The 19,644-nt window shown below is 72.6% G+C and carries 18 protein-coding genes and 1 pseudogene; 10 read left to right on the forward strand and 9 right to left on the reverse strand.

Annotated elements, in window-relative coordinates; translation table 11 throughout:
- Nucleotides 1-8 precede the first annotated feature (8 nt).
- The 7 genes from GOBS_RS14335 to GOBS_RS14365 all read right to left on the reverse strand — a co-directional run bounded on the left by GOBS_RS14335 (nt 9) and on the right by GOBS_RS14365 (nt 5,001).
- Nucleotides 9-281, reverse strand: a complete 273-nt coding sequence (locus tag GOBS_RS14335) for a GlsB/YeaQ/YmgE family stress response membrane protein (RefSeq protein WP_012948984.1) — start codon at nt 279-281, stop codon at nt 9-11.
- 184 nt (nt 282-465) lie between these two features.
- Complete coding sequence (locus GOBS_RS14340) at nt 466-1,104, reverse strand: universal stress protein (protein WP_012948985.1); 639 nt, start codon at nt 1,102-1,104, stop codon at nt 466-468.
- A gap of 100 nt (nt 1,105-1,204) precedes the next feature.
- Nucleotides 1,205-1,489, reverse strand: a complete 285-nt coding sequence (locus tag GOBS_RS14345; protein ID WP_012948986.1) for a GlsB/YeaQ/YmgE family stress response membrane protein — start codon at nt 1,487-1,489, stop codon at nt 1,205-1,207.
- A 75-nt stretch (nt 1,490-1,564) separates the two neighbouring features.
- Nucleotides 1,565-2,008 carry an STAS domain-containing protein gene (locus tag GOBS_RS14350; RefSeq protein WP_012948987.1) on the reverse strand — a complete coding sequence of 148 codons (444 nt, stop codon included), beginning with the start codon at nt 2,006-2,008 and terminating at the stop codon, nt 1,565-1,567.
- Nucleotides 2,009-2,105: 97 nt separating this feature from the next.
- Nucleotides 2,106-3,323 (reverse strand): PucR family transcriptional regulator, encoded by a 1,218-nt coding sequence (locus GOBS_RS14355; protein WP_012948988.1) that lies wholly within the window; start codon nt 3,321-3,323, stop codon nt 2,106-2,108.
- A 20-nt stretch (nt 3,324-3,343) separates the two neighbouring features.
- Nucleotides 3,344-4,003: a response regulator gene (locus tag GOBS_RS14360; RefSeq protein WP_012948989.1), complete on the reverse strand. Its 660-nt coding sequence runs from the start codon at nt 4,001-4,003 to the stop codon at nt 3,344-3,346.
- Nucleotides 4,000-5,001 (reverse strand): HAMP domain-containing sensor histidine kinase, encoded by a 1,002-nt coding sequence (locus GOBS_RS14365; RefSeq protein ID WP_012948990.1) that lies wholly within the window; start codon nt 4,999-5,001, stop codon nt 4,000-4,002. The genes GOBS_RS14360 and GOBS_RS14365 overlap by 4 nt, the downstream gene beginning before the upstream one ends.
- Nucleotides 5,002-5,463: 462 nt before the next feature.
- Between GOBS_RS14365 and GOBS_RS14370 the strand changes: the two genes are divergently transcribed.
- The gene (locus GOBS_RS14370; protein WP_166487402.1) at nt 5,464-6,084 is read left to right on the forward strand and encodes a hypothetical protein; all 621 of its coding nucleotides are present in this window, start codon (nt 5,464-5,466) and stop codon (nt 6,082-6,084) included.
- Nucleotides 6,085-6,353: 269 nt separating this feature from the next.
- Here GOBS_RS14370 and GOBS_RS14375 read toward each other — a convergent pair whose 3' ends face one another.
- Nucleotides 6,354-6,977 (reverse strand): hypothetical protein, encoded by a 624-nt coding sequence (locus tag GOBS_RS14375; RefSeq protein WP_012948992.1) that lies wholly within the window; start codon nt 6,975-6,977, stop codon nt 6,354-6,356.
- Nucleotides 6,978-7,518: 541 nt separating this feature from the next.
- Here GOBS_RS14375 and GOBS_RS14380 point away from each other — a divergent pair.
- From GOBS_RS14380 to GOBS_RS14405, 8 genes and pseudogenes are all read left to right on the forward strand, one after another.
- Entirely contained in the window at nt 7,519-8,559 is a 1,041-nt protein-coding gene (locus GOBS_RS14380; RefSeq protein ID WP_166487403.1) for a baeRF2 domain-containing protein, read from the forward strand.
- 81 nt (nt 8,560-8,640) lie between these two features.
- Nucleotides 8,641-9,132, forward strand: coding sequence for an AI-2E family transporter (locus GOBS_RS29755; protein ID WP_166487404.1), 492 nt, complete (start codon nt 8,641-8,643; stop codon nt 9,130-9,132).
- 282 nt (nt 9,133-9,414) lie between these two features.
- On the forward strand, nt 9,415-11,022 hold the full coding sequence (locus tag GOBS_RS14385; protein ID WP_012948994.1) for a potassium/proton antiporter: 1,608 nt from the start codon (nt 9,415-9,417) through the stop codon (nt 11,020-11,022).
- Between the two features lie 539 nt (nt 11,023-11,561).
- Entirely contained in the window at nt 11,562-12,089 is a 528-nt protein-coding gene (locus tag GOBS_RS29760) for an SGNH hydrolase domain-containing protein (RefSeq protein ID WP_345436786.1), read from the forward strand.
- Between the two features lie 299 nt (nt 12,090-12,388).
- Nucleotides 12,389-12,704, forward strand: a pseudogene (locus tag GOBS_RS26400) (transposase); the annotation flags it as partial.
- A gap of 117 nt (nt 12,705-12,821) precedes the next feature.
- Nucleotides 12,822-14,231 carry a hemolysin family protein gene (locus tag GOBS_RS14395; protein WP_012948995.1) on the forward strand — a complete coding sequence of 470 codons (1,410 nt, stop codon included), beginning with the start codon at nt 12,822-12,824 and terminating at the stop codon, nt 14,229-14,231.
- Nucleotides 14,228-15,253, forward strand: coding sequence for a hemolysin family protein (locus tag GOBS_RS14400; RefSeq protein WP_012948996.1), 1,026 nt, complete (start codon nt 14,228-14,230; stop codon nt 15,251-15,253). Before GOBS_RS14395 ends, GOBS_RS14400 begins: the two co-directional genes overlap by 4 nt.
- A gap of 453 nt (nt 15,254-15,706) precedes the next feature.
- Nucleotides 15,707-15,931 carry a hypothetical protein gene (locus GOBS_RS14405; RefSeq protein ID WP_012948997.1) on the forward strand — a complete coding sequence of 75 codons (225 nt, stop codon included), beginning with the start codon at nt 15,707-15,709 and terminating at the stop codon, nt 15,929-15,931.
- Nucleotides 15,932-16,015: 84 nt separating this feature from the next.
- On the opposite strand, the gene GOBS_RS29765 is transcribed toward GOBS_RS14405, so the two are convergent.
- Nucleotides 16,016-16,366, reverse strand: coding sequence for a hypothetical protein (locus GOBS_RS29765; RefSeq protein ID WP_424954960.1), 351 nt, complete (start codon nt 16,364-16,366; stop codon nt 16,016-16,018).
- A 300-nt stretch (nt 16,367-16,666) separates the two neighbouring features.
- On the opposite strand from GOBS_RS29765, the gene GOBS_RS14410 reads away from it, so the two are divergent.
- A complete protein-coding gene (locus GOBS_RS14410; RefSeq protein ID WP_012948998.1) occupies nt 16,667-19,372 on the forward strand; it encodes a LuxR C-terminal-related transcriptional regulator in 2,706 nt (901 codons plus the stop codon).
- Nucleotides 19,373-19,644 lie beyond the last annotated feature (272 nt).

Consider the following 19,644-nt stretch of genomic DNA (forward strand, 5'->3'; position numbering starts at 1 on the left):
GGCCGCGGTCAGCGGGTCCGGGTGCCGCGACGACCGCTGACGGCGACGTAGACGCCGAGCACGATGATCGCTCCGATGATGGAGCCGATCCACCCGGCCGGTGCCAGTTCGAAGCCCCGGCCGCTGATCAGCCCGCCGAGCAGGTTGCCGACGAACGAGCCGATGATCCCCAGCACGATGGTGGCGACGATGCTCAAGTCCTGCTTGCCGGGGATGACGGCCCGGGCGATGAACCCGGCGACCAGGCCGATGACGAGCAGGACGATGAGGTTCCAGATCATGATGTCTCCTTGTTGGGTACTGGGTGTCGGGGTCCGCGGTCGCGAGCTAACCGGGTGGCGCTGTCGTGCGGCCGCGCGGGGTCTGACGTGTGCACATCGGCATCGTGGTGGTGACCGAGCCAGGCCGGTGTCGAGTTCGTCCTCCCCGTCGGGCGCTCCTCCTCGGCGCGGACGGAGCTGCCGATCAGGTGCGGCCAGCGGGCGGGGCGGCCAGCAGCACCGGGCACCGGGAGCGCGTGCTCAGGGCGGTCGCCGCGCTGCCGAGCACCGCGCGGGACAGCCCCCTGCCCCGTCGTCCCACGACGATGAGGTCGACGTCCTCCGCTTCGGCCAGCTCCAGCAACGCGGCCGCGGGCTGGCCGGCTACGACCTGCGTCTGCACGACGGGTCCCTCGGGGAGGCTGCGCCGGTGCCGCGACAGCAGGTCCTCGGCCCGGGCGCACTCCTCGTCGTGTCCACCGTCCGCGGCCTCCTTGCTCACCACACTCGCGAGGAGGAACCGGCCGGCGGTCGGTGCCGCCAGCCGGGTGGCGGCCCGTACAGCCTCCTCCGACTCGGGGGACCCATCCACGCCGATCAGCACGCACGGCCCGCGATCCGCCGTCCGCTCGGTGGAGGCGTGCGCCCCGGCCCCCTTGAGTCGCCGGGACCTCTCCTTGGCGCGCTCGACGGCGATCGGCACGATGAGGGGACCGAGGACCGCCCCGATCAGCAGCCAGCTGCGGTCCCGGTGACCGTGCCGGTACAGGAGCACCACCACGGCGCCCACGCCGATGACCACCCAGGGCAGCGGCACCAGCAGCGTCCAGTAGGGGAAGTCCATACGGGGTCACCCGTTCTCCACGTGCCGGCCCGGGTTCGGGCGACGCCCGGCGGGCCGGCGGGACGATCGGTCGTCGGATCGGCAGCGGACGGCCACTCGCTCATGCACCGGGACCACGCGGCAACGACCGGTGTGCGATCCACCGGTCGTAGACCAGCAACACGATCACCGCGCCGATGAACGAGCCGATCAGGCCGGCGGGGCCGAACCCGCGGTCCCGGAGGCCTCCGGTCACCAGCCCCAACAGGAGTCCGCCGACGAGAGAGCCGGCCACCCCGAGCACGAGGGTGGCGAGCAGGCTCATCGATTCCTTGCCGGGCACGACGAGGCGGGCCAGCAGGCCCGCGAGCAGGCCGATGATGAGCAGCCAGAGCAGGGACAGCACAGCTCCTCCAGATGTCGTCGTGGTGCACCGGTGGGGGTCGACTCGAGCCGAAAGACGGATCCGGCACGTTCCAGGTCAGCTGGGTCGTGGACCCGAGAGCACCGGGACAGCGCGCAGGCGCTCGTCCGGTGCCGTCACCGGCACGGGGCCGGCCACCAGCTGGAGCAGTCGTGTGACCACCGGCGAGGCCCCGCAGATGGTCGCGTTCGCGTCGAGGACCGGGGCCAGCCCATGACTGTCGGCGTAGTCGACGTGGGTGAGGTCCACCAGGGCGGACCGCCCCTCGGTCAGCCGGACGTGGTCGAGCATGGCCGAGAGCAGGGCCGCGCCGGACACGTCCAGGGCGCCGATCACGGTGACCACCGGCCGCGGTCGGCTGCGGTCGACGCACACGGTGAACTCCTCCGGCACGCCCGGGGCCGTGTCGGAGCAGCCCTCCTGCTCGTGGTGTCGCCCCGACGCCGTGCCCGCCGGGAGACCGCCGGTACGGAGCCGGTTCCGCTTCCGCTGTACTCGCATGGGCCGGACGCTAGGAGTCGTCCGGACGGGCGGCGACGGCATCGCCCGGACGACATCGGCGTCCGGCATTGCCGACGGCGGGCAGGCACGGGGACGCTCACTCCCTGACCAGCGGGCGCTGGGGCCAGCCGAGCAACCGTGCGCCGGTCACGGCCACGAGCAGGGGCAGGTGGTGGTCGGGCTCCCCGGCGTCGTAGCCGGTGAGTTCCCGCACGCGCTGCAACCGGTAGGTGACGGCCCGGACGCTCAGGTGGAGCCGGCGGGCCGTCTCGGCGGCGTTCCGCCCGGCGGAGAAGTAGGCCTCCAGCGTCTCGACCAGCGGCGCTGCTCCTCCGCGAGCACCCGTCAGCGGCTCGAGGACCGTGTGGACGAGGTCGGACAGGGCCGTCTCGTCGCGCGCGAGGACGCGGTACACCAGCAGGTCGGCAGCCTGGACCACCTGCTGCCGCAGGCTCAGGCGGCTGGCCGTCTCGAGGGCCTCCACCGCCTCCTGGTAGGACCGTTGCACGCCCCGCGGCCCGGTGTGCGGCCGTCCGGCCCCGGCCCGCCACGGCCCCCCGCGCGCGGTCCGGGACACGAGGGGCCCGACGATCCCGGCGACCTGCCGACCGAGGTCGGCACAGCCATCCGCGTCCCGTGGACAGCTGAGGACGCAGACGAGCCGACCGTTCTTGGCCGCTGCGAGCAGCCCCCTGTCCCCGAAGCGGGCCCGCAGGGCGTCCTCTGCAACTCCGCGGACACCACTGCCCGAGTCGATGGGCCGCTGCCCCTCGGCCACCACCACCACGTGGGCACCGTTCAACTGCAGCCCGAAGAACTCGGCGCGCTCGATCAGCAGGCCGACCGGGGCCAGACCGGCCAACAGGTCGTCGACGAACTCGAGCCGGAACTCCTCCTCGCGCCGGACGACGAGGCGTTGCGCCTCGACGTAGCCCGCGGTCAGAGCGGCCAGCGCGGCGTCGGCGGCTCGCCACACGGCCTCCCCGATGCCCATGAGCTCCGCCGACCGGACCGGCCGACCCCGGGATGCGCGGAGGAGCTCGGGCAGGCGGGACCACAGCCGGCGCGACGCGTTCATGTGCACGTCGACAAGAGCCGGTAGGCCGACCCCCATCGCGACCGCCTCACCGCCCAGTCGGCGACAGGCCGCCTGCTCCTCGGCGCTGAGCATCCGGCCGGTCCGGGCCACCGTCATCAAGGCCCGTGGATAACCGTCCAGTAGTGCAGGAGGAAGACCGTGTCGAGCGCTGGCCGCCCCTGCCACCTCGGACAGCACCTCGTCCACGTGGCTGCCGTTCACCGTGGCGCTGCGCATGACCATCCTCCCTGTCGCCCTCATGCCTCGAGGAGCCCGGTCCTGATGGCGTATCGGGTGAGCTGCGTGCGATCCCGCATGTCGAGCTTCTGCAGGATGTTCGCCCGATGCCGCTCCACCGTCTTCGTGCTGATGACCAGGAGCGCCGCGATCTCTCTCGAGGAACAGCCTTCGGCGATGAGCTTGACGACCTCGGCCTCGCGGGCCGTGAGGACCCGCTCGGGCACGGGTTCACCGCGGCCGGCCCGGTGCAGGTGCTCGCGCATGAGGGTCGTCAGCGCGTCCGGGTAGATGAACGGCTCGCCTCGCACCGCGCCCCGGCAGGCCGAGACGAGGTCCTGGTCGGCGACGGACTTGAGCACGTAGCCGGAAGCGCCGGCCTTGAGGGCCTCGAAGAAGTACTGCTCGTTGTCGTACATGGACAACATCAGGATGGGCAAGGCCGGAGACCTCCTGGACATCTCCCGCGCCGCGTGCAGACCAGTGAGCCGGGGCATGGCGACGTCCAGCACGGCCAGGTCGACCTCGACCTCACGCGCGAGCGCAACGGCCTGGGCGCCGTCCCCGGCCTCGGCCACGACGGTGAAGTCGGGCTCGCTCTCGAGGATCAGGCGCAAGCCGCGGCGGACCAGGGCGTGGTCGTCAGCGAGCAGGACCCGTGTCGGCTGACCGCCGGTCACGACCGCGCCTCACGCGCGTGTGTGGGCACCAGCAGCCGGACGTCGGTACCCCCTGCCTCGGATGTCGAGATGTGGAGGGTGGCGCCGACGAGCAGCGCCCGTTCCCGCATCCCCCGGACGCCTGCCCCCTCCACGCTCCCGTCCATGCCCCGCCCGTCGTCCGCGATCCGGAGCAGCACCCCCGCTGCGCCCGCAGTCGGGGCCAGCTCGACGAGGACCTGCTCCGCCCCTGCGTGTCGGGCGACGTTGGTCAGGGCCTCCTGGGCCACTCGGTAGATCACCAGTTCGGTCTCCGGATCGAGGGGAGGTAGGGACGGGCTGAAGGTGCGCTGCACCGCTGCACCGGTGAGCCGGGCGTGTGCGCTCAGGAGGGAGGTGAGGGCACTGCACAACCCCAGGTCGTCCAGGACACCCGGGCGCAGGCGGCGCACCACCTGACGCACCTCGTCGAGGCTGGCCCGCGCCGTCTCCTGGGCGATGCCGATCTCCGGTGCCAGGTCAGCAGGAGCGCGATCGGCGATCCGTCGCAGTCCGAGCAGGACAGCCGTCAGGCTCTGCCCGACCTCGTCGTGCAACTCCTGGGCCACCCGACGCCGCTCGTCCTCCTGGGCCGCCAACGCGCGGCCGGTACTGGCGGCACGTTCGGCCTCCAGCCGGTCCAGCATCGCGTTGAAGGTGCTGATGACGTCCCCGACGGGGCCGTTGCCCTTCTCGGGGAGACGGTGACCCGGCCGCAGGAGGTCGACGTCCTCCATCAGCTGCTGGAGCCGGTACAGCGGCGCCAGCGTCGCGCGCACCAGCGCCGCGTTGGCGAGCACGAGCAGGGCCAGGCCCCCGAGCAGCACGAGGAGCTCGCCGGGCAGGATCGGAGAGGACACCGTTGCCGGTGATGTCGCCAGCACCACCAACCCGACGGCGAACACCGCCGCGTTGATCAGGCAGACCCGCCAGAAGAGGGAGATCTCCATCTGGTCGGACCTGCGGCGTCGGTCGCCCATCTCCCTCGTCCTCGTCCAGGAACCACGTGTAGCGCTCGATTCGATGGTGGCCGTCAGGCAGGGCTGCGCCAAGCGCGCGCAGCGAAGATGGGGTCCAGACCCCATCTCCCGCCGTCGCCGACGGCATCCTGAGCGCAGGACGCCACCGGTGATCGACGCGCACGTGCCCCGGCGGCGGGCACCGCCACCAGGTCCGTGAGCGGAAGCTGATTGCCGGGATCAAGCAACCAGGGACTGCGGGGATCGTCCCGTCATGGCGTACCGCCCGGTGTCCGACCGTCCATACCGTTCGGCCCGGGAGCAGGCCAGGACGTCGGTTCTGCGCGTCGCGCTGGACCGTGCGGAGAGGACGGTGGTGTACGAGGTGACGACACACACGGAAGGTGCGGGACCGTGGGCCTGTGCGCGGCCCGCCGTCCCGACAGCCGTGGCCTCCCCGCTCGCGGGTGGACGGACGGAGCCGTGTCACCCGTGAGGCGGGCGGTGCGGCCCGCGGCCGTCGTCCTCCTGCTGCTGTCGCCGATGGCGCTCAGCGGGTGCAGCGCCGGTCAGGTCACGCAGACCGCCACGCAGGCGCGCGACAAGACCGGCGGGGCCGGCCAGGTGGAGGACATCAGCGTCCACGCCGTCCAACTCGTCCATCCGCCCGGTGGTGTCTACGAGGTGGGCGACCAGGTGGAGGTGACGATGGCGATCGTGAACAGCGGGCGCGTCGACGACCGGCTGATCGACGTCACCGGTCCCGAGTTCAGCGGCGCCTCGGTCAGTGAGTCCCCCACGGCCGCGGACACGCCTCACGAGACGAGCTATTCCGAACCCGACCCCGCCGCCACCGTGGCGTTGAGCGGGCAACCGCCCGCTGTGGGGACGACCGCCGTGGACGTCCTCGTCCCGGCTCCCGGTGCCGTCTTCGTCGGCAGTAGTGCCCCGACGGTCGTCCTGACGGGGCTGACCCGCCGCATCGACGCGGCGCAGTCGATGGAGTTGACCCTCACCTTCGCCCGGGCCGGTCAGACGACCGTTCCCGCGATCACGGGATCTCCGCCCGACGTCCTGCCTCGAACCTCCGTCGTCGACCTCTAGCCCGAGGGCGGCGTGACCCGCCCGGGCAAGCAGTGCGGCAGTCCTTCGTCGCATCCGAGAACCGCCGACCCATGTCGCCGACCTGCTCGCCGAGGCCGGTCGGTCACCTCGGCGGCCCGCTCCCGCAAATGCGTTGATCGTCGAGGGCCTACGGGGGACGTGTGGCCCATGCTGCAGTGCCGGGACGGCCGTCGCTCGCCGTCCGCCGGCTCCGGCCCGGTCGGGTGGGTGCGCGTCCACCGGAGCAGGGGGTACGGCTCCTCCCCCGGTCACCGCTCCGCCGTCGCAGGGAAGAACGGGGTCGGATCCGTGGCGGCCGGCGCCTCGGCGAGCCAGCGCGTCAAGCCCTGCGGGTCCCGCCGCTCCAGTTCATCGAGGTACTCCACCCGCAGTTCGACGAGCATCTGAACGGGCCTGGGGTGGGCCACGCGCTGCAGCGCTGCGGACGTGATCTGCCAGGCGCGGCACAGTTCAGCGGTGCCCAGGTCCTCGGTCAGGATCGTCGCCGGAGGACCGACCGGCTCCCGGGCCTGCGCGGCCACAGGTCCCTCCCGCGCTGCACAGGACCGCGCCCGGTAGCGGAGTGGCAGCCCCGCGAGGCACAGCGCCGCGGCGATGACGAGACTGCCCCACCCCTGGATGAGTGCCAGGCCGAACACCGACAACGTCAGGACCGGGTACGACAGGGCCGCACCGAGGGTGCGCGTCCTCAGGTGGGGTGCCGCTCCACCTCCCCACACGAGCCAGCCGTACACCGTTCCCTGCGCCGCCATGCCGCCTCCGATGAGGAGCAGCCCGGCAACCGACAGATGTCGGAGTGCGCCCAGGAGGCCGTGAGCCAGCGCCCCGAGCAGGCTCGCCCACCACAGGCCGCGGTAGATCGACCAGGACACCCGCCCCACCTCCCGGACCGGTCCAGCGGTCCGATCAGCCCGTCGACCGACAGGACATCTCGCGGTGCACTGCTCGTCCACGTCACTGCCAGGCAGGGAGGTCCGTTTCTCCGTGCCGCATGGCTGCAGCCCGGAGGGATCGGCGCCGTGGGCGGGAACTCCTCGCCCGGTCCTGCCCCACCGCACCGGCTGGTCCCCAGGGGCTCCACGCCGACCGGACACCGCCCGGCGAGCACTCCGGCGCTGCGCGCAGTCGGCAAGCTCGTCGGGCGGTTGTTGGCCGACTGTCGTCCTCCCCCGTGCTCGTGACCGCACCTAGCGTCCGGTCAGCAGGCGGGAGATCCGGGGCGAGCCCTGCACGAGGCGCCCCGCCTGTGCGAGCGGGCAGGCCGCCGCGAGGCCGGTCGCGGCGCGACGACATCCGACCCGTCAGGAGGCCGGGATGACCACCTCGACGTCGAGACCCCCGAACCGCACGACGCGACCGCCCGCTCCGTGGCAGCCACCGACCCAGTTGCACGAGCTGGCAGACACCGGTCCGGTGGCCTCCGTCTACCTCGGGACACGGAACGACGTCCGCGACGGCGCCGACCGTGTGCTGACGACATGGCAGGGGATCCGCCGCCGGCTGCGGGACGAGGGCGCGCCCGAGTCCATGCTGGTGGCGCTGGACCAGTGCATGCGCCAGGCGCCGGTGCATGGCGAGACGATGGCCGCCTTCGCCAGCGCTGACGGGCGCAGCCACGTCGAGCACCTGTCCCGTGCGGTGGAGGAGCGGGTCTGCCTCGGCCCGCTGCCGCACGCGTCCCCACTGCTCACCGCACGACACCGGGGGGTGCCGGTGATCGTCGTGGTCACCGACCGACGAGGCGCCGACCTGCTCCTCGTCGAGCCCGGTGCTCACGACCTGGTCTGCCAGGTGATCGGCGAGGACCTCCTGATCACGGGCTCCGCACCGGAGGGATACCACCGGCGGCTCGAGCGTGCCGAGGAGCAGTGGACGGCCAACGCGCGGGCCATCAGCGAGTCCCTCACCTGGCTGGTGGACCGCAGCCGGGCTCGGCTCGTCGTCGCGGGCGGCGAGCCCGGGACGCTGCAGCTCCTGCGTGCGGGCCTGGAGCCCCGCATCCGGGCCCTGCTCGTCGGCGTCCGGGCTCCGCCCTCCGACCCGGGGCAGTTGGCCGCCCGTGCGCGGGTCATGGCCGCAGATGCCGCCGCCCTCGAGGAGGCGGCCGTCGTGGAGGAGGTGCTCGCCGGCCTCGCCGACGGCCGCGCCTGCGTCGGGGCCGCACCGACACTTCGAGCCGTCGTGCGCGGACAAGTGGAGGAGGTCCTCATCACGCCGGACGAGGCCGACCGCCACCGGGTGCGGCGGCTGTCGGTCGACGTCGCAGGTCTCCGCCGCCGGCGCCGGGACGTCGGATCGCCGACCGGGCCTCACGCCGCGCTGTCCGACGTCCTCGTGCGCGCCGCGGGCGCCACGTCCACCGTCGTCCGGACCATCCGCGACGGGCGACGACTCGACGGAGGCGTGGGCGCCGTCCTACGCGGTCCCGTCGACGTCTCCCCTCTTGTGGGCTGACCGGGACTGCCATGAGCCACCACGACGCTGCCGCCCGGTCCACGAGACCCCTGGCCCACCGGTGCCGGTCGGCCACGCCTGGTGCAGCAGGCCGAAGGCAACCCGCAGGAACCGCTCATACTCAGCCCGGTGCTCCAGCTGCACCCGTTCGCGGTCATCCTGGCCGTCACTGCTGGCGCAGTCATCTCCGGCGCCCTCGGCGCCTTCCTCGCTGTCCCGATGGCCGCCATCCCGGCCCGGGTCGTCGACTACCTGCGTGGACGCCGTCCTGCTGCGGCTCCGGCTCGAAGCCGGACGACGACACACCAGCATGGAGGGATGAGGCCGATCCGGCGTCGGAGGACTCCCCGGAGCAGTCGAACCGCAGTACTGGCGGACGCTCGACCACACAGCCGATCGGCGCGACCGGGGGACCCAGTGGGGGCAGGTCGGGCTTCGAGGGGACCTGATGGAGGTCGGTCCGCCCGCCCGGTGAGAACGGGCCATCCCCCTCCACCGTGCACAGGGCATGACGCGGTGGCACCCACCGGTGATTGCCGTGTACGGCGCTCATCGCCTCATGGGACGGCGTGACAGGTGGGTCCGAGCGAGGGCTGCGAGCCCAGCGATCCGCCATGGGACGACACGCCCCCGCGGGCCGTGTCCCGCGGTTGCCGCGCTGCGCAAGACTGCTCGTCGCGGTGCCTGTGGCTGGAGTCGCGGCCAGGCGGGACCCATGCACACCGCCTGTGACACGACGGAGGCACGGGCCCCAGTGCTCGGTGGTGGAGGTCTGCCCGTCCGACAGCAGGGAACGCAACGTCGGATCCGGGTCAGCGGCAGCTGAGCGCTCGTCGAACGTGCCGAGGGGGTGGCGTGTCGGTCGACGACCTAAACCTTGTCGTTCTCGCGGTCACCGCCCTGCTGCTCGTCGCGGTGGCGGCGGTGCGGCTGTCCTCGCGCGCGGGACTGCCGACGCTGCTCCTGTATCTCGGTCTCGGGGTCCTCATCGGCGAGGCCGGGCTGGGCATCGAGTTCGAGGATGCCGAGCTCACCCAGGCCGTCGGGTTGGTGCTGCTCGGCATCATCCTGGCCGAGGGTGGCCTGACCACACGGTGGCCGGTCATCCGACCGGTGCTGGGACCGGCTCTGCTGCTCGCGACGCTGGGTGTGGCGGTCAGTGTGACCGTCACCGCCGCGATCACGTATGGCCTGCTCGACGTCGACCTCCGGACGGCCGTCCTCCTCGGGGCGGTCGTCTCTTCCACCGATGCCGCCGCCGTCTTCTCCGTCCTGAGACGGTTGCCACTGCGGCGGCGCCTCGGTGCGACGCTGGAGGCGGAGTCCGGATTCAACGACCCGCTGGTGATCATCCTGGTGGCCCTCGTCGTGTCCGACGGCTGGGAACAGGCGGATCCACTGCTGTCCCTGGGCCAGGTGATCTATCAACTCGTCGTCGGCGCGGCGGTGGGGGTTCTGGTCGCCCGCGCGGGAGAGAGCGTGCTGCGCCGCAGCGCGCTGCCGTCGGTGGGTCTGTACCCCATCGCCACCGTGGCGATCGCCCTGTTCGCGTTCGCGGTCGCCGGTGTGGTCGGAGCGTCGTCCTTCATGGCTGTGTACCTGGCCGGCCTGTGGCTGGGCAACGCCCGCCTCCCCCACCGCAACGCCACCCTCGGTTTCGCCGAGGGCCTGGCGTGGCTGTCGCAGATCGGTCTGTTCGTCCTGCTGGGCCTGCTGGCCAGTCCCAGCAGGCTCCCAGACGCGCTGCTGCCTGCACTGATCGTCGGCGGGGGCCTGTTGCTGTTGGCCCGCCCACTGTCGGTGGTCGTGTGCGCGACGCCGTTCCGCTCCTCGTGGAGGGAACAGGCGTTCATGTCCTGGGCCGGACTCCGGGGCGCTGTGCCGATCGTGCTCGCCACCATCCCGATCAGTGCGGAGCTGCCGGCAGCCGAGACGATCTTCGACATCGTCTTCGTCCTGGTCGTCGTCTTCACGATCGTCCAGGCGCCGACCTTGCCCTCACTGGCGCGGCGCCTGGGGGTCGGTGACGCGGAGGACGCGAGCGACGTGCTCATGGAGTCGGCACCACTGGAGCGGCTCGACGCGGACCTGCTCCAGTTCCTCGTGCCGGCGGACTCGAAGCTGCACGGCGTCACCATGTGGGAGCTGCGCCTGCCACCTGGCGCCGTCGTCTCCCTGATCGTCAGAGACGGCCACACGCTGGTCCCCGACCGGCAGACCACCCTCCGCCATGGCGACCACCTCTTGTTGGTCGTGCCGAGCAGGAGCCGGCTCGCCGTCGAACGTCGGCTGCGTGCCGTCCACCGAGCCGGTCGCATGGCCGGCTGGCTGGGCGAGAACGGTGAGGACGGCTCGAGCCCCCGCGACCCCGATCGTGGCACTCCCGGCAGGTCACGCCTCGAGGTCGTCCAGCAACTGCTCCGCCGGATGAGGCGAAGCCGCCCTCCACCGACGAGCGGCTGAGCCGGCCCCGGGCTGTGGGCGTCGAGATCGTCCCCGTCCAGCGACACCACGCGTCGCCTCGGGGCTACTCGCCGCCCCACCTGGCCTCCAGCCCTCCCTACGACCGCGCCACTGCCGGCGCGGCATCGCAAACGACTCCGATGGCCCTGTGCAGGGGCCCGCGCGAGCACGCCCAGATCGCGCGAGGAGCGCCCACTGGGCTCCGCCTCCCGGATCCACCAGCACTCCACGTCGCGGGACGCCGCGTCCGATGAACGCAGCCGGGCCGAGTGGGACCGCGCCGCTGTGCCGGTACACGGCTCCACAGGACGTCGTGTTCGCCATGGCCACGCTCGTGTCCGGGAGTGCTCACCAGGAGCAGCACTGGGCGCCTTGCCGGGGCTCGGCAACCACCGCCCTCGTAGTCGTCCGGCATCGCGCGTGTCCGGCCGACGAACCGCGCATACCGTCGGCCTCCACGACCTGACCGACGAGCCGACTGGTCCGTCCCACGAGCGAAGCGCAGGAGGAGATGTCCCCTGCCTCACCCCTGCGGGTCGGTGTCGGTCCGTCGCACCCACTCATGGGAGTGCCCGTCAGGTGTTCAGGAGGAGTTGGAGAACTGTGGTCCGAGCAGTGCGGGCAGCGACGGCCGGGATCCTGCTGGCCGCGTCGAGCGCTTCCACCACCGGCCAGGTCGCGCGGGCTTGCTACAGGACCGGCCGGGCCCGTCAGATCGGGGAGCTCACGGTCCGGCGGGTCCGACCAGCCCATCAGCCCGGTGGCGTGTATCGGCCGGACGGCATCCCCACGACGTGCCGAACTGCATCGCTCACCATGGCGTAGAACAGTGCAGCGTCGCGCGGGCGACGGTCTACAGCGACGACCTCTTCGAACGATCGGAACCACTGTTGCCCGCAGGGGTGAGCTTGCTCGACACGAGCTCCTACTTTTGCGACGGGATCGTGTGCCCAGCCCTCATCGGCAACATCTGGGTGTACCTGGACACCGGTCACGTGACCCCCACGTACATGCGCACCGTCGCACCGTCGTTGGAGCGGGACCTCACAGCGGTGACCGGCTGGTGACCCCTCGCAGCCACGGGCACCCGTGCCCCATAGCCCTCGGCCGGCTGAGGAGCGCCAGAAGCGGCCGGAGGGTCCGATGGTCTCGGCACGGTCGGCCGTGAGTGGAGAGCAGACCGGCGCCGTGCGGAGCCTGGGGCGGCTCACCGGCGTTGCGCTCACAGACTCTCGGTGCAGTCCGAGCACAGCAGGGACGCTGTCCTCGGTGGAGGACGGCGCCCAGGCCTGGTTCATCGGGCTGAGTCCGGACGGGAACTGCTACCTGAACACGTCCTTGACCTTCGCCTGCCTGCCTGAGGTTCCGGGGCAAGGCCGGCAGCAAGTACTACCTGCTCGTCGACGCGCACGGCCGGCCGTTGAACGTGCGGGTCGGGAGCCAACCGACATGACGGCCTGCTCGTCGAGCCACTCCTGGACTCGATGCCGGCGATCAGACGCAGCGGACGCGGCCATCCGCAGCGTCGGCCGGTCAAGCTGCACGCCGACGAGGGCTACGACACTCGCGGGTGCGCCGCTACCGGCGTCGCCGCGGGATCACCGCCCGCATCGCTCGGATCGGCCGGGGACTCGAGCGCCCGACCGGGCTGGCACTGTTGGGGCGTCGAGCGGACGCTCGGCTGACTGCTGTCCTACAAGCGCTCCGCCCGCCCCGACCACTTCGTCGAAGAGAGACATGAGCCCCGATCACAGCCCCCAGGCCGCGCACCCCCAGCTCGGTGAGGGGGTGCGTGGCCGGTGACCGAAGTGCTCTCACTGCTGCTCGGTGTGGTGGTCGTCTTGGCGATCACGGTGGTCACCGGCTACTTCGTGGCCCAGGAGTTCGCCTACATGGCGGTCGACCGGGCCACGCTGGCCGCCCGCGCCGAGGCCGGGGACACCGCGGCCAAGCGTGCCCTGACGGTCACTCGCCGCACCTCGTTCATGCTGTCCGGTGCCCAGCTGGGCATCACCGTCACCGGTCTGCTGGTCGGCTACGTCGCCGAGCCCCTGATCGGTGAGTCCCTGGGCGTGCTGCTCAGCGGCGTCGGCATCCCGACCGCGGTGAGCATCGGCATCGGCGCGGTTATGGCGCTGCTGTTCTCCACCATCGTGCAGATGCTGTTCGGCGAGCTGTTCCCGAAGAACCTCGCCATCGCCCGCCCAGAGCCCGTCGCCCGCCGGCTGGCCGCCTCCACCACCGTCTACCTCAAGGTCTTCGGCTGGCTCATCTGGGTCTTCGACCAGGCGTCGAACCTGCTGCTGCGGGCGCTGAGGATCGAGCCGGTGCACGACGTCGAGCACGCCGCCACCGCCCGCGACCTGGAGCACATCGTCGAGGAGTCCCGCGACAGCGGCGACCTGCCGGCGGAGCTGTCGATGATGCTCGACCGGATCCTCGACTTCCCCAACCGCGACGTCGAGCACGCGATGATCCCGCGGCCCCGGGTGGGCACCGTCGCCGACACCGACACCGTCGGCCACCTCCGCGAGCTGATGGCGCACGGCCACTCCCGCTATCCGGTCCTGGAGGTCGAGACCGGTGACGTGGTCGGCGTGGTGCACCTGGCCGACCTGCTGACCACCACCGAGCCCGACACCGCGCCGGTGACCGCCATCGCCCGCGAGTGCCTGGTCGTCTCCACGGTCACCTCGCTGCCTGACGCGCTGCGCCAACTCGCCGACACCCGCAACCAGATGGCCTGCGTCATCGACGAGTACGGCGGGTTCGCCGGCGTCATCACGCTGGAGGACCTCGCCGAGGAACTGGTCGGGGAGATCACCGACGAGCACGACGCCGACGTCGACCCCGCCTACGTGCCGGTGGAGGGCGACGGCGTGTGGGAGATGCCCGGCGACGTGCACGTCGACGAGGTCGAGCGGTCCCTCGGTGTTGACCTGCCCCGTGGGGACTACGAGACGATCGCCGGCCTGGTCATCGCCGTCCACGGCGGTCTGCCCCAGCCCGGCACCGCGCTGCAGGTCGAGCTGCCGCCCGATCCCGGTGACCTGGTCCGCGAGGACGAACCCGCAGCGCGTCTGTTGCACGCGCAGGTGCTCGCCGTCGAGCGGCACGTGCCCTCCCGGGTGCGCCTGGAACTCCCCGACCGCACGGCAGCCGCAGACGACACCAGCGCCACGCTGACCGCCGAGGAGGGCTCCCGATGAGCGAGAACCCGTGGGTGGTCGTCACCGCCACCGTGGTCATCGTCGCGTTGAGCGCGTTCTTCGTGGCGGTCGAGTTCGCCGCGCTGGCCGCGAAGCGACACCGGCTGGAGGAGGCCGCGCCGACCAGCCGGTCAGCGCGGGCGGCACTGCGCAACTCCTCGGAGCTGACGCTGCTACTGGCCGGGTCACAGCTGGGCATCACCGCGGCCACCCTGGCCCTGGGGGCGATCAGCAAGCCGGCGGTACACCACCGGCTCACCCCGCTGTTCGAGACCTGGGGGCTGCCGCTGGTCGCCGCCGACGTCGTCGGCTTCGTCCTCGCGCTGCTCATCGTGACGTTCATCCACCTGGTGGTCGGCGAGATGGCCCCCAAGTCGTGGGCGATCGCGCACCCGGAGCGATCGGCCACCCTGCTCGCGGCACCGATGCGAGCGTTCATGGCGGTGTTCCGGCCGCTGCTGCGGGCGCTCAACGCCGCGGCCAACGCCCTGGTCCGCAAGGTCGGCGTCGAGCCGTCGAACGAGCTCGCGGTCGGGCACAGCCCCGACGCGCTGCGCCACCTGGTGGAGCACTCGGCCAACGTCGGCGCGCTGGACGCGGGCTTCTCCGCGCAGATCTCCGTCGCGCTGGAGCTCGAGCGCCTCACCGTCCGCGAACTGCTCGGGCCGCCCTCCCGCCCGACCGGCGTCCGCGCCGCCGCGACCGTCGGCGAGGTGCGGGAGCTCACCCGCCGCTCCGGGCACCTGCGCATCCTGCTTGGCGCGGCCGACGGGGAGGACATCACCGGCGTGGTGCACGTCCGCGACACCCTCACCGCGCCCGACGAGGCGCCGGCGGCACCTCTGGCCCGCCCGGTGTTCGCGCTCGAGGCCGACACCACCGTGCACGCGGCGCTCAAGGCGATGCGCGAGACCCGCAACCACCTGGCCGTCATCACCGACGGCGGCACGACCATCGGCGTCATCACGCTGTCCGACGTGCTCCGCCGGCTGTTCCCCCAGCCGACGACCACCGCGGCCTGAACAGCGGAGCGGCCGGGCCCCCGGTCAGGGGCCCGGCCGCAGCTAGGTCATCAGCGCGCTCGGGGAGTCAGCGCGCTCAGGAAGTCAGGGGACCGAGCGCTGCCGTGAGCCCGCGATGCCCCCGGCGACGCCGATGAGCAGGACCGCGGCGATCACCGCCACGACGGAGCCGAGCACAGCGGGAGACCCGTCAGGAGCCACGATCAGCGGCGTTTCCGGAGCGCGGAACCACAGCCAGCGCAGGCCGGAAGCGTTGAGGCGACTTCCGCAGCGGCGAGTCCGACCGCTCGTCGCCGAGCGGCGACGACCTGCGGGTGGTGCGGCGGGTTGATCCAGCCGAAGGCCCGTGGGCGCATCCCCACCTGGTGCTCGCCGGCGTGCCGGCAACGCGCCCGGTAGCAATCGCGGGCGGCGGCTTCGGGCCGGGCGGCCGTCCAGGTCGTCGAGCGGCGCGTGGAGGTCCCGACACGGCTGCCGCTCACCCGCCGCGACTGGCCCCAGGCGCTGCAGGAGCTGGCTCGGCAACTCGATGACGGGCGGATCTACGACCGCGACCTCTCCGGACTGTCCGTCGCACTCGACGCCGTCCTCGAGGCCTACAACCGCCGGCCCTACGTCCGCCTCGGAGCTGCCGATCAACACCGCGCGACCTGGCATCGCGGACATCCGCTTCGCTAACGCGATCGCCGGTGACGCTGACGTACTGGAGGCCCACAGGTGGCGCGGGTACGTCAGACCGCCCCTGGACCCGTCCTCAGGGAATCATCTCCTCCAGCCCTTCTCCAGTTGAGGCTCCGGGAACTGGAGGAGCGTCGCAGCTCCGAGCTCCCCTGCCGTGTCGACAGCACATCGTTGGTCGCAGAGACACTGGAGAAGCACCCGAGGCCGCTCCCCCATCGTCGACGGACGGGCGCACCGGCGTCGTCGGCGCCTGACCGGATGGAGCGGCCGACCGCCACGGTGGCCCGCTTCTTGCCGCGCCGTTGCCGGTGCCGGCGTTGCCCTTCTCTGCGCCGGCCGACTCGCTGACCCCGGGGCGAACCGCGTCCAGGAGGTCGGATGCGGCGGCGTGGGGAAGCGGCCCATGTCGGCGCCGATCTCGGCCAGGATCATCTGCGCGGCGATCGGTCCGATCCCTGGTATGGCATCGAGCCGGGCGACCGCGGGTGCCAACCCGCCGAGTTGGATCCAGCAGCCTGAGACTGGCCCCCGCTCGACGCCTCGACTTCCCGGCGCGGACACCACGGTCACGTCCTGACGACCTGGACCGCGCGCACAGGCTGGTCCCGGTCTCCGCCTGCCACGCAGCGGAGCCAGACAGCTTCCTCACCGGCGTCCGGGCGTTCCTCCTCGGCCCCAGGGACCATGCGCGAGGAGCACGAGCGACGGGTAGGCGGCCAATAGCCTGCCGCGGTGGCCCCCGTACCGTCCCGTGCTCACGCCACCGTCGTCGACGAGCTCTTCCGGCGGCTGAGCGGGGACGCGGATCGGGCAGTCCTGCTCACGGGGCTGCCAGGGATCGGGAAGTCCACGACGGTCGGCCTCCTGGCGGCCAGGTTCGCCCGTGCCGGGACGTCCGTGCACTGGGTGGAAGCGGACGAGATGAGCCGCAGCCGGCCGTTCGGTCTGATCGCGGGCCTGCTGGGGGTCGAGGCCGTGTACCCGCCGGGGCCGGACACCGGGGACCGGATGGTGGAGGCGACGGAGAGACTGTGCGCCGAGGGACCGGTGCTGTTGTGCGCGGACGATCTCCACCAGGCCGACGGGGACTCGCTCGACCTGCTCGGGTGGCTCGTCGACATGTCGCGGTACCTGCCGCTGTCGTTGCTGCTCACGCGGCGGCCGCTGCCCGTCCGTGAGGGTCTGGCCGTGCTGGCGGCCCGCCCCGATGTGCACGAGGTGGAGCTCAGCGGGCTCGCCCCGGAGGAGCTGGACGCTCTGGTCACCGCCCGCTACGGCGCGCCACCCGGTCCGCAGGTCCAGGAGCTGCTCGCCGTGACCGGCGGCAACCCGTTCCACGCGCGCGTCATGCTCGATGACCTGCAGCGGCGCGGGCTGCTCGACGCCGGGCGAGAGCTGCTCACCACCTCGGCCACGGCCGCCGACACGCCGGCGTCGGTGCAGGCCGGGGCGCGGACGCACCTGGCGATGCTCGACCCGGCGTCCCGGGACCTGTTGCAGGTGCTGGCCGTGTGGGGCAGGCCCGCGGCGCCGGACCAGCTCGCGGCGGTGACCGGCAGCAGACCAGCCGCCCTGCTCGGCGCCATCCAGGCCGCCGTCGGCTCGGGTGTGGCCCGCTGGACCGACGACGGGCTGCTCGCCTTCCGGCACGACCTCTACCGCGACGTCGTCTATGCCGATCTGGAGCCCCCGCTGCGGGAGATGCTGCATGCGGCGTGCGCGGCGGAGCTGCGAACAGGCGGGGAGATCCCGTCGCAGGTGCTGCAGCAATCCGCCGCCGCGGCTCTGTCCGCGGCATCGCAGGCGGAGGTCGCGCTTCAGGTCGCCGGTACCGACCTCGCCCACGCCCCTGTGCAGGCAGCCGATCTGCTCGCCACCGCCGCGCAACAGGTGGCCGCGCTCCCCGCGGGCCCGGAGCGGACGCAGCTGGAGAACCGGATCGCCGTCGCCCGGACGGGGGTGCTGGCAACGGCGGGCAGGATGGCGGAGGCGATGCAGGTGGCGAGCGAGGCCCTGGACCGCACGTCCGATCCCGCTGTGCGCGCGGAGCTCGTGCGGCTCCGCCTGCACCACATCGTGAGCACCGCCGACGTCCCCGGCGCACTCAGCGAGATCGACCGTCATCTGGCTGGCGAGCTCCCCGACAGCGCCCGCGAGGCGCTGATCCAGCTGCGCCGGTGGGTGGTCGTGCTCGGGGGACGTCAGCCGGTCGGGGACGGGGTCCCCACAGGCAGCAGCGGCGCCGCGCTGCTGCCAGCCGCGGTGGACCTGTTCCTGTCGGGCCGCTGCCGCCGGGCCCTGTGCATGATCGACGACGCGGTGCGCGCGCGCGTGGACGCCGGCTCCCCGGACTGGGCGGACGGGCCGACGGCTCCAGTCCTGCCACCGTGGTTCGCCCTGTACGCCGACGGCATCGAGGTCGCCCGCGCACGGTCGGTGGAGCTGCGCCGGCAGGCACAGCAGTCGGGGCGCGGCTGGCAACTGCCGTACCACCTGTTCGTCGCAGCTTCGATCGACTACGTCGGAGGCCGCTGGGACGACGCGCTGGCCTTTCTCGACTCCGGTCTCGAGGCGACCGCAGTCACCGGGACGGGATGGCTCTCCCGCGCGGTCGGCCTCGGCCTCGGCATCCGGGTGCGGCGCGGCGAGCTCGACACCGCCGCGACGGGGCTCTCCCGGTGGAAGCTGCGGGCGCTGCCCGAGCAGTACGGGTTACCGGCCGTCGGACACGCGGAGATGCTGCTGCACGAGGCCCGTGGCGACCTCGCCGGCGCCATCGCCCTGGCGCGGCGGAGCTGGATCGAGACCCTCGACTCCGGCCGCCTGGTGTGGGCGGTGTACGCCGGTCCGGACACCGCCCGCATCGCTCTGCAGGCCGGGGACACCGACCTGCTCGCCCGAGTCACGGCCGACTCGGCGGCGGCGCCCGTCCAGGAGATGCCCGGCATGGCCCCGGCGACCGACCTGGTCCGGGCGATCGCGGAGCGGGACCCGGACCGGGCGATGGCGGCCGCGTCGGCGTTCGCCGAGCGCGGGCACATCCCCGGTGAGCTCGGTGCCTGGGAGGAGGCCGCCGTGGCCGCCGCGGCCCGCGGGGACACTGAACGGGCCCGCAGCTGCGCGGCCCGGTGCACGAGCGTGGCCGACCTGCTCGGCGCCACCACCGTCGAGCGACGGCTGACCGCCCGGCTGCGCGAGAACGAGATCCGGCTGGGTGTGACCGGCCGGCGGCGACGTCCGTCATCGGGGTGGAACAGCCTCACGCCCACGGAACTGCAGGTCGCCGAGCTCGTCGGGCGGGGGCTGACCAGCCCGCAGATCGCCGCCCGGCTCTACGTCTCACCCCGCACTGTGCAGACCCACATCTCGCACAGCCTTCGCAAGCTCGGCCTCGGCTCCCGGGTCCAGCTGGCCACCACGGTGGCGCGGCACCGTTGACCTCAGGCGTACGGCCGACGGCGCCGGACATGGGCCTTGACCGACCGTGCTCTTCCCGGGGACAGCGTGCCCGGTCTGGCGGGCCGCGCCACCGCCAGCCGGACCGCTTTCGCAGGGAAGCGCCGGGCGAGGTCACCGGCTCCCGGTGTTCCCGTCCACCTCCCGCCGGGAGCCGCCGTCGACCCATCGGGTGCCCAGCAGCGATCGCCTCGGATCACGGCGACGCGGCCGCGACACAGGTCCTCGTGATCCGATCCGTCACATCCCGTTGA

The sequence above is a fragment of the Geodermatophilus obscurus DSM 43160 genome, assembly GCF_000025345.1.
GTDB classification, from domain to species: domain Bacteria; phylum Actinomycetota; class Actinomycetes; order Mycobacteriales; family Geodermatophilaceae; genus Geodermatophilus; species Geodermatophilus obscurus.

Excerpts from the sequence above, each read along its gene's own strand:
- GOBS_RS14335 (WP_012948984.1), bottom strand. The coding sequence starts at position 281 with ATGATCTGGAACCTCATCGTCCTGCTCGTCATCGGCCTGGTCGCCGGG.
- GOBS_RS14340 (WP_012948985.1), bottom strand. The coding sequence starts at position 1,104 with ATGGACTTCCCCTACTGGACGCTGCTGGTGCCGCTGCCCTGGGTGGTC.
- GOBS_RS14350 (WP_012948987.1), bottom strand. The coding sequence starts at position 2,008 with ATGCGAGTACAGCGGAAGCGGAACCGGCTCCGTACCGGCGGTCTCCCG.
- GOBS_RS14355 (WP_012948988.1), bottom strand. The coding sequence starts at position 3,323 with ATGCGCAGCGCCACGGTGAACGGCAGCCACGTGGACGAGGTGCTGTCC.
- GOBS_RS14365 (WP_012948990.1), bottom strand. The coding sequence starts at position 5,001 with ATGGGCGACCGACGCCGCAGGTCCGACCAGATGGAGATCTCCCTCTTC.
- GOBS_RS14400 (WP_012948996.1), top strand. The coding sequence starts at position 14,228 with ATGAGCGAGAACCCGTGGGTGGTCGTCACCGCCACCGTGGTCATCGTC.
- GOBS_RS29765 (WP_424954960.1), bottom strand. The coding sequence starts at position 16,366 with ATGATCCTGGCCGAGATCGGCGCCGACATGGGCCGCTTCCCCACGCCG.